9 protein-coding genes are annotated in these 12311 nt (G+C 69.4%); 4 read left to right on the top strand and 5 right to left on the bottom strand.

Annotated elements, in window-relative coordinates; genetic code table 11:
- Positions 1-130 precede the first annotated feature (130 nt).
- On the bottom strand, positions 131-1054 hold the full coding sequence (locus RT282_RS12595) for a DMT family transporter (RefSeq protein WP_313314581.1): 924 nt from the start codon (positions 1052-1054) through the stop codon (positions 131-133).
- Between the two features lie 108 nt (positions 1055-1162).
- Between RT282_RS12595 and RT282_RS12590 the strand changes: the two genes are divergently transcribed.
- The 3 genes from RT282_RS12590 (at position 1163) to RT282_RS12580 (ending at position 4035) form a co-directional block, all read left to right on the top strand.
- Positions 1163-2158: a quinone oxidoreductase gene (locus tag RT282_RS12590; RefSeq protein ID WP_313314578.1), complete on the top strand. Its 996-nt coding sequence runs from the start codon at positions 1163-1165 to the stop codon at positions 2156-2158.
- A complete protein-coding gene (locus RT282_RS12585) occupies positions 2155-2988 on the top strand; it encodes an NUDIX domain-containing protein (RefSeq protein WP_313314575.1) in 834 nt (277 codons plus the stop codon). Before RT282_RS12590 ends, RT282_RS12585 begins: the two co-directional genes overlap by 4 nt.
- Before the next feature lie 75 nt (positions 2989-3063).
- Positions 3064-4035 carry a bile acid:sodium symporter family protein gene (locus RT282_RS12580; protein ID WP_313314572.1) on the top strand — a complete coding sequence of 324 codons (972 nt, stop codon included), beginning with the start codon at positions 3064-3066 and terminating at the stop codon, positions 4033-4035.
- 18 nt (positions 4036-4053) lie between these two features.
- Here the strand turns inward: RT282_RS12580 and RT282_RS12575 are convergent, their stop codons facing one another.
- Positions 4054-5727: a Na/Pi cotransporter family protein gene (locus RT282_RS12575; RefSeq protein WP_313314570.1), complete on the bottom strand. Its 1674-nt coding sequence runs from the start codon at positions 5725-5727 to the stop codon at positions 4054-4056.
- A gap of 287 nt (positions 5728-6014) precedes the next feature.
- Between RT282_RS12575 and RT282_RS12570 the strand changes: the two genes are divergently transcribed.
- Positions 6015-7628, top strand: a complete 1614-nt coding sequence (locus RT282_RS12570; RefSeq protein ID WP_313314568.1) for a methyl-accepting chemotaxis protein — start codon at positions 6015-6017, stop codon at positions 7626-7628.
- 32 nt (positions 7629-7660) lie between these two features.
- On the opposite strand, the gene lspA is transcribed toward RT282_RS12570, so the two are convergent.
- From lspA to RT282_RS12555, 3 genes are all read right to left on the bottom strand, one after another.
- Positions 7661-8194 carry a signal peptidase II gene (gene lspA, locus RT282_RS12565; RefSeq protein ID WP_313314566.1) on the bottom strand — a complete coding sequence of 178 codons (534 nt, stop codon included), beginning with the start codon at positions 8192-8194 and terminating at the stop codon, positions 7661-7663.
- On the bottom strand, positions 8194-11049 hold the full coding sequence (gene ileS, locus RT282_RS12560) for an isoleucine--tRNA ligase (RefSeq protein WP_313314564.1): 2856 nt from the start codon (positions 11047-11049) through the stop codon (positions 8194-8196). Before ileS ends, lspA begins: the two co-directional genes overlap by 1 nt.
- Before the next feature lie 102 nt (positions 11050-11151).
- Positions 11152-12195: a bifunctional riboflavin kinase/FAD synthetase gene (locus tag RT282_RS12555; RefSeq protein ID WP_313314562.1), complete on the bottom strand. Its 1044-nt coding sequence runs from the start codon at positions 12193-12195 to the stop codon at positions 11152-11154.
- Positions 12196-12311 lie beyond the last annotated feature (116 nt).

The raw sequence follows: 12311 nt of genomic DNA, 5'->3' as shown, positions 1-12311 counted from the left end.
ACGAGCAAGAAAGGAAGTCGCCCGCCGGGGCGAGTCCCGGCCAGCCACATCAAAACAAACCCAAAGCCAAAACAGCGTCCAGCCCTTGCCCAATCAGCGCAAGCAGCTACAAAAATAGCAGCAAACCCCTTCAAGAACGCCGCGAAGAAACCACAATCCCCCCCACGATCAACACAAACGCCCCTGCGTGATACAGCCTCGGCACCTCCCCCAGGAAAGCCGCCGACAGCACCGCCGCAAACAACGGCGTCAGATTGATGAAGAACCCTCCCATCACCGGCCCCGCCCGCTGCACCCCCAGCCCCCAGCAGCGATACGCCACGATCGCCGGCCCGATGGCGATGAAGGCCAGCGCCGCCGCCAGCGTCCAGCCCCACTCGAAGCGGCGCACGCCCAGCGACCATTCCACGCCCGCGAAGGCGCCGGACCACATCAGCCCGAACAGCATCTGCGCCAGCAGAAAGCCGGCCCAGTCGGCGCGTATATCGGCAGGGCGGTCGGTGCGCACCAGCAGCCAGCTATACAGCGCCCAGGCCAGCGTGGCCGCCAGCATGTACAAATCGCCCGGCACCAGGCGCAGCGCCAGCAGCTCCTGCCAGCTGCCGCGCGACAGCACCATCAGCACCCCGGCCACCGACGCCAGCGCCCCCACCGCCTGCCGGCGCGACACGGGAGCACCGAAGAACAGCGCGCCGATGGCCAGCATCCAGATCGGCACGCCGGCGCCCACCAGCGTCACGTTCAGCGGCGTGGAGGTCTGCAGCGCCATGTACTGCAGCGCGTTGTAGCTGCCGATGCCCAGCAGGCCCAGCAGCGCGTAGCGGCGCCAGTGCGGCCACAGGCTGCTGCCGGGGCGCAGCACGCGCCAGGCCAGCGGCGCCAGCAGGGCAAAGGCCAGCAGCCAGCGCAGAAAGTTCAGCGCCACCGGCGCCACCAGGGTGTGGACCAGGCGCCCGACCACGGCGTTGCCGGCCCACATCAGGGGTGCGGTGGTCAGCAGCAGGGCGGTGGACAGGGCAAGGCCCGGGACGGGGCGGTCGGGTGTGGTGCTCATCAGGGCCGGCACTGTACCCCCGCGCCTGCCGGTACGCCGGCAGCGGTGGGATAAACATGGCACGATGCCGGGCTACCCCGAACACCGCTACGCAAGGAGACCCCAGCCATGACCCGCACCGTACAAGCCGTACAGATCCGCCAGCACGGCGGCCCCGAGGAACTGCAGCTCGTCGACGTGCAGGTGGGCGAGCCCGGCCCCGGCCAGGTGCGCATCCGCCACCACGCCATCGGGCTGAATTTCATCGACGTGTATCACCGCACGGGGCTGTACCCGCTGCACATGCCCGCCACCATCGGCATGGAAGGCGCCGGCGTGATCGAGGCCGTGGGCGAGGGAGTGACGCACCTGGCCGTGGGCGACCGCGCGGCCTACGCCGCCAACCCGCCGGGCAGCTACAGCCAGGCGCGCGTCATGCCGGCCATGAACGTGTGCCAGCTGCCCGACGCCATCAGCTTCGAGACCGGCGCGGCCATGATGCTCAAGGGCCTGACGGCGCAGTATCTGCTGAAGAAAACCCTGCCCGTTCAGGGCCTGCAGGCGGGCGACCACGTGCTGTTCCACGCCGCGGCCGGGGGCGTGGGCCTGATCGCCTGCCAGTGGGCGCGCGCCCTGGGCCTGCAGCTGATCGCCACCGCCGGCACCGACGACAAGTGCCAGCTGGCGCTGGACAACGGCGCGGCCCATGCCATCAATTACCGCACCGAGGACTTCGCCGCCCGCGTCAAGGACATCACGGACGGCAAGGGGGTGAAGGTGGTCTACGACTCCGTGGGCAAGGACACCTGGGACAAGTCGCTGGACTGCCTGCGTCCCTTCGGTCTGATGGCCAGCTTCGGCAACGCCTCGGGCCCGGTGCCGCCGTTCGCGCCGGGCATGCTGGGCGCCAAGGGCTCGCTGTACGTCACGCGCCAGACGCTGTTCACACACATCAGCTCGCGCGAGGCCACGCAGGCCATGGCCGACGACCTGTTCGACGTCGTCGCCAGCGGGCAGGTCAAGATCCACATCGCGCAGCGCTACGCGCTGGCCGACGTACAGCAGGCGCACCGCGACCTGGAGGCGCGCAAGACCACCGGCTCCACCATCCTGACCCTGCCGTGAGCAGTGGCGGCGCCGCTCCCGCCTGGGTGGGCGCGGCGCGCGCTCTGGCCGGGCGCGCCAGCCCGCGGCCGCGCTCGGCGCTGCTGCTGGCAGGCCAGGCCATCGGTTCGGTGGAGGCGCAGATTTTTGATGAAATCGGCCTCCGGCAATTGCTGGACAAGCGCTGGCAGCTATCAAAAACAGAGTATGCCGACACCCCCGCCTGGCAGCTGCAGGCCGGCGGCCCCGATGACGCCAGCGCCGCCCTGCAGGCCGTCGCCCTGGCGCTGCGCGCCGCCGGCCGCTGCGGCCCGTGGCGCGACGAACAGGTGGCGGTGTGCAACCCCGCCGGCGATCGCCTGGCCACGGTGGAGCGCGGCGCCGTGCGCGTGCTGGGCCTGGCCACGCAGGCCGTGCACCTGGTGGGCTGCACGGCGGACGGGCAGCGGCTGTGGGTGCAGCAGCGCTCGCTGTCCAAACCCACCCACCCCGGCGCCTGGGACACGCTGATGGGCGGCCTGGTCAGCGCCGCCGACACGCTGGAAACGGCGCTGGCGCGCGAGAGCTGGGAGGAGGCCGGCCTGCACCTGCACCAGCTGCAGGCCCTGCGCCCGGGCGGCACGCTGGACATGACCCGCCCCTGCGACGAGGGTGGCCCCGGCTGCGGCTGGATGGTCGAGCGCATCGCCTGGTACCAGGCCGTGCTGCCGGCGCCGCTGCTGCCCGAGGGGCAGGACGGCGAGGTGGAGTGCTTCGAGTGTCTGCCGCATGACCAAGTGCAGGCCCGATTGGCCGCCGGCGCCTTCACGCCCGAGGCGGCGCTGGTGCTGTCCGCCTACTACGGCTGGTAGTCGGTTGCTTCACTATTCATAGCTGCCGGCGCTTGTCCAGCAAGGGCTGAAGGCCTTTTTGGCTAAAATTTCTCCATGGCCTCCTTCCGCTTGCGCCCCGACTCCTTCACCCTGGCCCTGGCGGCCACCGTGGCCCTGGCCAGCGTGTTGCCGGCCTCGGGGCCAGTGGGCGCCTTTCTGGAGCGGGCCACCACCTTCGTCGTGGCGCTGCTGTTCTTCATGCACGGCGCCAAGCTGTCGCGCCAGGCGGTGCTGGCCGGCATCGGCCACTGGCGGCTGCACCTGGTGGTGGTGGGCAGCACGTTCGCGCTGTTTCCGCTGCTGGGGCTGGCGCTGCGGCCGGTGCTGGCACCGCTGGTCACGCCCGAGCTGTACGTGGGCGTGCTGTTTCTGTGCGTGCTGCCGGCCACGGTGCAGTCGGCGATCGCCTTCACGGCCGTGGCGGGCGGCAACATGGCCGCGGCCGTGTGCAGCGCCTCGGCCTCGACGCTCCTGGGCATCTTCATCACGCCGGTGCTGGTCGGCGTGGTGCTGCCCCAGGCCGCGGGCGCCCAGCAGGATGTGCTGGGCGGGATACTGCGCATCCTGGTGCAGCTGATGCTGCCCTTCGTGGCCGGGCACTTGGCCAGGCCGTGGATTGGCGGCTTCATGTCGCGCCACGCGGCGGGGCTGAAGTATGTGGACCAGGGCTCGGTGCTGCTGGTGGTCTACACCGCCTTCAGCGCCGCCGTGGTGGGCGGGCTGTGGCGCCAGCTGCCGCTGCCGGCGCTGGCCGGCCTGCTGGCGGTGTGCGCGGTGATCCTGGGCCTGGTGCTTACTTTCACCACCTGGCTGTCGCGCCGCCTGGGCTTTTCGCGCGAGGACGAGATCACCATCGTCTTTTGCGGATCGAAAAAGAGCCTGGTCAGCGGCGTGCCCATGGCCAAGGTGCTGTTCGACTCGCAGGCCGCCGGCGCCATCGTGCTGCCGCTGATGGTGTTCCATCAGCTGCAGCTGATGGTCTGCGCGGTTCTGGCCCAACGCTATGCGCGCAAGGCAACCGGGTGACCCGGCCGCTTTCAACGGCTAAGGGTGATCGCCCTGGGGCTCGGCCATGGGCCGCACGCCCGGCTTGAGGCGGCTGGGTGCCAGCACGCCGGCCGACTCCAGGATGGGGTAGGCGATGGAGCTGATGTGCGAGTTGATGCGCTTCATGTCACTGATCAGGTCGATGTGCAGCGAGCTGGTCTCCATGCTGTTGACGGTGCGGTCGGACAGGCGCAGCAGGTGGCTGGTGGCGTAGGCGCGCTCCAGGTTGCGAAAGTGCACCTTCTCCTCCAGCAGGCGCTGGGCATCGCGCACGTTGCCGTTGAGGAACACGCTCATGCCCAGGCGCAGGTTGCTCACTAGGCGCTGGTGCAGCTCGGTGATCTCGGCCATGCCGGCCTCGGAGAACTCGCGGCCCTTCTTGATCTTCTTTTCCTCGATGTCCTGCAGGATGCGCTCGACGATGTCGCCTATCTGCTCCATGTTGATGGTGAAGCTGACGATGTCGGCCCAGCGCCGGCTCTCTTCCTCGCCCAGGTCGTCGCGCGAGATCTTCGTCAGGTAGTACTTGATGGAGGAGTAGAGCTGGTCGACCTCGTCGTCCATGCGGCGCAGGCGCTGCGACAGGTCTTCGTCGTTCTTGCGGATCACGTCCATCACGCCCAGCAGCATGGTCTCCACCACGTCGGCCTGGTACAGCGCCTCGCGCACGGCAAACGAGATGGCCAGCGAAGGCGTGGCCAGGGCCGAGGCGTCTAGGTGGTGCGGGCGCCCGCTCTGGGCGCTCGCCGGCTTGGGCAGAAGGCGCGCCACCCATTTGGCCACCCACTGCGTGAAGCCGATGAAGCCCACGCTGATGATCACGTTGTAGGCCAGGTGGAACAACACCACGCTGTGCGCTGTGCCGGGCAGCATGGGCTCGACGTAGGCGATCCACACGCCGATGAAGGGCGCCATCAGCACCACGCCCATGATCTTGAAGACCATGTTGCCGATGGTCACCTGGCGCACCTCCACGCTGGAGCGGGCCATGGTCAGCACCGCCGCCAGGCCGTTGCCCAGGTTGGCGCCCAGCACCATGCCCAGGGCCATTCCCAAGGGCACGACGTGCGTGTCCGCCATGGCGGCGATCAGCAGCACCACGGCCAGGCTGGAATAGGACACGATGGCCAGCACCGCGCCCACCATGATCTCCATCCACAGGTCGCTGGCCAGGCTGGCCAGCAGCATCTGCGTGACGGGCGAGGCCATCATGGGCTCGGTGGCCTGCACCACGCGCTCCAGCGCCAGCAGCATCAGGCCCAGGCCGATGAACACGCGGCCCACGCGTCCGGCGGTACTGGCCTGGCGGGTGATGAACAGCACCACGCCCACGAAGATGAACACCGGCGACAGCCACGACAGGTCCTGCGCGAACAGCAGCGCCATCAGCGCCGTGCCGATGTCCGCACCGCGCATGACGGCCAGTGCCGCGGGCAAGGTGATCAGTCCCTGGCCCACGAAGGAGGCGGTCATGAGCGAGGTGGCCGTGCTGGACTGCACCAGCGCCGTCACCCCGATGCCCGACAGCGCGGCGGTGAACCGGTTGCCCAGGCTACGCGCCAGCAGCGTGCGCAGATTGGCGCCGAACACGCGCAGCACGCCCGTGCGCACGAGATGCGTGCCCCACACCAGCAGGGCCACGGCCGCCAGCAGATTCAGCAAATGCTTCATGTTGGAAGAAGAAAGGCGGGCGGCGCCAGGCGCCAATGCGCTCAGGCAGACATGGGCTGGCGCGCCAAACGGCACAGCATAGCGCGCCCAGGGCCTTCGCGCCGCACCCGCACCCATAGACCCCGAGCCGGCCTGCGCGCTCGGCCGGTGCTTGACAGCCGGGCAGCGTGACCGACCAGACCGCCCAAGCTTGATGTGCATCAATGACCCCGGATCAAGGGAACACGGCCAATGACCGTCGCCGTAACATCCAGTATCAATATTGTCCTGGCAGGTATTTGTTCGTCATGTGGAACCGATTGCGCATCACCCATCGCTTCATCCTTATCCTCGGCGTCTTCTGGCTGTCGGGCGCGGCCGTCATCGCGGTGAGCTTCTGGGGCCTGTCCTCCGCCCGTGACGGCCTGAGGGCGGTGCACGGCCACAGCATGGCGCTGTCGCTGCGGGCCGACGACCTGGTGGCCCTGACGGTGCAAAACCGCCTGCTGGTGCTGCTGGCCTTCCAGCATGCGCCGGACAGCCCGCTGGCCGCCATCCACCAGCATCCCATCGACGAGCATCTGAACGCGCTGGCGGCCAACCGGCAGAAGGTTTCCGAGGCGCTGCAGGCCATCGATGCGGCCATCACCGACGAGCAGGAGCAGGCGCTCTTTGCCGCCGTGCAGAGCAGCCGCGTGACCTGGGTGGCCGAACTGGACGCTGCGGTGCAGGCCGTGCGCCAGGGGGACTTCTCGCCCGAGCGCATGGCGCGCTTTCTGCAGGTCGGCGGCCGCGAGGGCGAGGCCCTGGTGGCCGCCACCCAGCGCTTTCGCGCCGCCCAGGTGGAGCAGGCCGATGCCGCGCGGGCGGCGGCGCAGCAGCGCTACGAGATGGCGCTGTGGATCTTTGCCGCCGCCACCTTCCTGCTGGGCCTGCCAGCCTCGCTGATGGGCCTGGCGCTGCTGACGCGCCTGGTGCAGGGCTTTCGCGCCGCCAACCGGGCGGCGGCGGCCATTGCCGCCAGCGACCTGGCCCAGCGCATTCCGGCCAGCGGCGGCGACGAGATCGGCACCATGCTGGCGCAGATGGAGGTCATGCGCGCCAACCTGAACCACGTCATCGGCCAGGTCAGCGGCGGGGCGGAAACCATTGCCGGCGCCTCCACCCAGGTGGCGGCGGGCACGCGCGACCTGTCCGCGCGCACCGAGCAGCAGGCCAGCGCCCTGGAGCAGACGGCGTCGGCCACCGAGCAGCTGTCGGGCACGGTGCACAACAACGCCGAGAACGCCGCCCAGGCCAGCCAGCTGGCGGCCTCGGCCACGGGGGTGGCGCAGCGCGGCGGCGCCGTGGTGGGGCAGGTCGTGGACACCATGCAGGCCATCAGCAGCGCCTCGCGCCGGGTGGCCGACATCATTGGCGTGATCGACTCGATTGCTTTTCAGACCAACATCCTGGCGCTGAACGCTGCGGTGGAGGCCGCCCGCGCCGGCGAACAGGGCCGGGGCTTTGCCGTGGTGGCGGCCGAGGTGCGCCAGCTGGCCCAGCGCAGCGCAGAGGCCGCGCGCGAGATCAAGCAGCTCATCACCGACGCCGCGACCCAGGTGGAGACCGGCGGCGCGCAGGTGAGCGAGGCGGGCGCCACCATGCAGGAGATCGTGGGCGTCATCCAGCGCGTGGCGCGCATCGTGGACGAGATCGCCGCGGCCAGCCGCGAGCAGTCGCTAGGCCTGTCGCAGATCAACCAGGCCGTGGCCCACCTGGACGGCGTGACGCAGCAAAACGCCGCGCTGGTGGAGGAAACCTCGGGCGCTTCGGACGCGTTGCAGGCCCAGGCGCGCGAGCTGGCCCGCATGGCGGCCACCTTCCAGCTGGAGGGCCGCGGCGCCGTCAGCGGTGCGCTGCCGGCGCTGGCGGCGAACTAGTCAGTCGTCCGGCGGGACGGGAAAGGCGGCTTTCAGGCCGCCTTTTTCACGCGCAGCAGCTCGTCCAGGATCAGGCAGGCCGCGCCGACGGTGATGGCGGCGTCGGCGATGTTGAACGCCGGGAAGTGCCCGCGGTGGAACACACCGGCCAGGAACGACCAGTGGAAGTCCAGGAAGTCCACCACATAGCCGTGCTGCAGCCGGTCCACCACGTTGCCGATGGCGCCGCCCAGGATGCTGGCCAGCGAGAAGGCGAAAAGCTTTTGCCCCGGGTGCTGGCGCAGCTGCCAGATGATGAAGGCCGCCGCCGCCAGGCCGATGGCCGTGAACAGCCAGCGCTGCCAGCCACCCGCGTCCGCCAGCAGGGAGAAAGCCGCGCCCGTGTTGTGCGCGCGCACGATGTTGAAGAAGCTGGTCACCGGCGTGGCGTCGCCCAGCCGGTAGTAGCCCAGGATCAGTGTCTTGGTGAGCTGGTCCAGCAGGAAGATCACCAGCGCCCAGCCCAGCCAGGGCCAGAGACTGGCGCCGCCCTTGCGGCCGCTGCTGCCGCTGCCCGCGCGCGCCATCAGGCGTGCAGGCGGCTTTCGCCGCTGCCGTAGAGGTTGCTGGTGCAGCGCCCACACAGCGTGGGGTGTTGCGCGTCGTGGCCGACGTCGGCGCGCCAGTGCCAGCAGCGCTCACACTTGGTGTCGGAACTGGCCGTAACGCTGATCTGGAGCGCGTCAGCAGCTACCAATTCAATAGCGGAGACGATGAAGATGAACTTCAGGTCGTCTCCCAGGCTGGCCAGCAGCGCGTGGTCTTCGGGCGCGGCGGCCAGGCGCACCACGGCCTGCAGGGACGAGCCCACGGTGCCGGCGGCGCGCACGGTCTCGATCTCCTTGTTCACCGCGTCGCGGATCTCGCGCAGGCGCTGCCACTTGGCCAGCAGGCCGTCGTCACCGGCCGGCAGGGTGGTGAAGGTCTCCAGGTAGATGGAAGGCGAGTGGCCGAAGACCTGCCAGGCCTCCTCGGCCGTGAAAGACAGGAAGGGGGCCATCCAGCGCAGCATGGCGTGGGTGATCTGGTAGAGCGCCGTCTGCGCGCTGCGCCGGGCGAGCGACTTTGGGGCCGTGGTGTACAGGCGGTCCTTGAGCACGTCCAGGTAGAAGCCCCCCAGGTCTTCCGAACAGAACAGCTGCAGCTTGGCCACCACCGGGTGGAACTCGTAGACCTGGTAGTGCGCCAGCACCTCGGCGTGGAACTGCGCAGCGCGCGCCAGGGCCCAGCGGTCGATCTCCAGCAGGTCCTGGTCGGCCACGGCGTCGGCGGCGGGGTCGAAGTCACTCACGTTGGCCAGCAGGAAGCGCAGCGTGTTGCGGATGCGCCGGTAGGCGTCCACCACGCGGGCCAGGATCTTGTCATCGATGGCCAGGTCGCCGGAGTAGTCGGTGGAGGCGCACCACAGGCGGATGATCTCCGCGCCCAGCTTGCCGCTCACCTCCTGCGGCGAGACGGTGTTGCCCAGCGACTTGCTCATCTTCTTGCCCTGGCCGTCCACCGTGAAGCCGTGCGTGAGCAGGCCGCGGTAGGGCGCGCGCCCGAAGATGGCCGACGCCAGCAGCAGCGAGCTGTGGAACCAGCCGCGGTGCTGGTCGTGGCCTTCCAGGTACAGGTCGGCCTCGGGCCCAACGTCGTGGTGCATGCCGGCGTGCGTGCCGCGCAGCACGTGCCAGAAGGTGGAGCCGGAGTCGAACCAGACTTCCAGGATGTCGGTGCTCTTGGTGTAGTGCTGCGCGTCCTCAGCGCCCAGGATCTCCTCGGCCGTGGCGCGGCTCCAGGCCTCGATGCCGCCCTGCTCGACGATGGCGGCCGCCTGGTCGATGATCTCCATGGTGCGCGGGTGCAGCTCGCCCGAGTCCTGGTGCAGGAAGAAGGGAAGCGGCACGCCCCAGCTGCGCTGGCGCGAGATGCACCAGTCGGGCCGCCCGGCGATCATGCCCTGCAGGCGGGCCTTGCCGTTCTCGGGGTAGAACTGCGTGTGCTCGATGGCCTCGAGGGCGATCTGGCGCAGGGTCTGCGTGGGCTTTTGCGCCGGGTCGGTGAACACGCCCTCGCCCTCGTCCATGCGGATGAACCACTGCGCGGCGGCGCGGTAGATCACGGGCGTCTTGTGGCGCCAGCAGTGCGGGTAGCTGTGGGTGATGGTCTTGGTGTCCATCAGCCGGCCGGCCACGCGCAGCGCGTCAATGATGACGGGCACGGCCTTCCAGATGTGCTGGCCGCCGAACAGGCCCAGCTCGGGGGCGTACACGCCGTTGCCCTGCACGGGGTTCAGGATGTCCTCGTAGCGCACGCCGTTGGCCACGCAGGAGTTGAAGTCGTCCACGCCGTAGGCGGGCGAGGAGTGCACGATGCCGGTGCCGTCCTCGGCCGTTGCGTAGTCGGCCAGGTACACGGGCGACAGGCGGTCGAAGGCCTTGTCCACGTGCGCCAGGGGATGCCTGAAGTTGATGTGGTCCAGCTTTTCACCCAGAGCAGTGGCGACCACCGTGCCTTCAATGCCCCAGCGCTCCAGGCACTTGTCCACCAGGGCGCTGGCCAGCACCAGCAGGCCGCGCTCGGTGTCCACCAGGCTGTACTCCAGCTCGGGGTTCACGTTCAGCGCCTGGTTGGCGGGGATGGTCCAGGAGGTGGTGGTCCAGATGACGGCGAAGGCCGGCTTGTCCAATGCGGGCAGGCCAAAGGCGGCGGCCAGCTTCCCGGGCTCGGCCGCGGGGAACATCACATCCAGCGTCTGGCTCTGCTTGTCCTGGTATTCGATCTCGAACTCGGCCAGGGACGAGGCGCAGTCAAAGCACCAGTACACGGGCTTGAGGCCGCGGTAGACGAAGCCGCGCTCCATGACTTTCTTCAGCGCGCGCAGCTCGCCGGCCTCGCTGGCGAAGTTCATGGTCTTGTAGGGGTGGTCCCACTCGCCCAGCACGCCCAGGCGCTTGAAGTCCTGCATCTGCTGCGCGATCTGCTCGGTGGCAAAGGCCCGGCCACGGGCCTGCATCTCGTCGCGAGGCAGGTTGCGCCCGTGCAGCTTCTCAATGGCGTTCTCGATCGGCAGGCCGTGGCAGTCCCAGCCGGGGGTGTACAGCGCGTCGAAGCCCTCCAGCTGGCGTGCCTTGACGATCATGTCCTTGAGGATCTTGTTGACCGCGTGGCCGATGTGCAGCTGGCCGTTGGCGTACGGCGGGCCGTCGTGCAGGATGAACTTCGGCGCGCCGCGGCGGGCGTCCCGCAGTTGCTTGTAGATGCCTTTTTCGTCCCACTCGCGCGCCCACTGGGGCTCGCGCCGGGCTAAGTCGCCGCGCATGGGAAACGGCGTGTCGGGCATGTTCAGCGTGCTGCGGTAGCTGCTCGCAGGGGCGTTCTTGGCGTTCTGTTCGGACATGGGGATTTCAAGCCTTCAGGGGTGCGCTGCGGCTGGCGGCAGCGCCAATGGGAGCTTCAAGCGGGCCGGATGCCGGCCCGCGCGGGGTGCAGGCAGTCCCCGTCAAATTCGGTCGCGGGTGGTTTGGCGACGGGTTTCGGCGTGGGTGGCCGGGGTGGAGGCGGCGAAGTACGCGCGCGCTTCGTCGCAGTCGGCGGCGATGCCGGCGGTGAGGGCCTGCAGGCTCTCGTACTTGCGCTCGTCGTGCAGTTTGTGCAGTAGTTCCACGCGGATGATTTTACCGTACCCCCCCTCCGGCCCCAGGTGGGCCGGCCAGGCCAGGCAGTGCGTCTCCAGCAGCACCCGGCCACCGTTGACATCGCTGGCATCCAGCGAGGGCCGCACGCCCAGGTTGGCCACGCCGGGCAGGGGCTCATCGGCCAGTCCGTGCACCCGCACGGCGAAGATGCCGCTGGCGGCGCTCTTCCAGTGCGAAAAGCGCAGGTTCAGGGTGGGAAAGCCGCCGCTGCTGCCTTCGCGCCCCAGCTCGCGCCCGAGCTTGCGCCCATGTACCACGTGGCCGGAGATGGCGTACGGCCGGCCCAGCAGGCGCGCGGCGCCGTCCATGTCGCCGGCGGCCAGGGCGTCGCGCACGGCCGAGCTGGACACGCGCTGGCCATGCACCTCGTAGCTGTTCATGCGCGCCACGTCGAAACCCTGGGCGCTGCCGGCCGCATCCAGCATCGCGTAGTCGCCCGCGCGCTGGCTGCCGAAGCGGAAGTCGTCGCCCACCAGCACATAGCGCGCGCCCAGGCCCTGCAGCAGCACCTGGTCGATGAAAGCCTGCGCCGGCAGGGCCGCCAGGCGCTGGTTGAAGGGCAGCACCACGGCCTGCTGCACGCCGCAGCGCGCCAGCTCGCACAGCTTGTCGCGCAGCGTGCCGATGCGCGCGGGCGCCAGCTCGGGGCGGCGGTGCACCCGGGCGAAGTAGTCGCGCGGGTGGGGCTCGAAGGTCAGCACGCAGCTGGGCAGGCCGCGCTGCTGGGCCTCCCCGGCCAGCAGCGCCAGCATGGCCTGGTGGCCGCGGTGCACGCCGTCGAAGTTGCCAATGGTGAGTGCGCATTCGCGCGCCACGCCGGGGTGCTGGAAACCGCGGAAGATCTTCATCTGTGTGCTTTTATTTTGATAGCTGGTGGCGCTTGTCCCGTAAGGGTTTGAGGCCAATTTGGCTTGAAAGGGGTATATTGTGCGGCATCGGCCGGCGCAGCGCATCGCGCCGGGCG

This window comes from Pulveribacter sp. (assembly GCF_032079985.1).
Taxonomy (GTDB): domain Bacteria; phylum Pseudomonadota; class Gammaproteobacteria; order Burkholderiales; family Burkholderiaceae_C; genus Melaminivora.
This window is presented reverse-complemented; position numbering and strand designations above follow the sequence as displayed.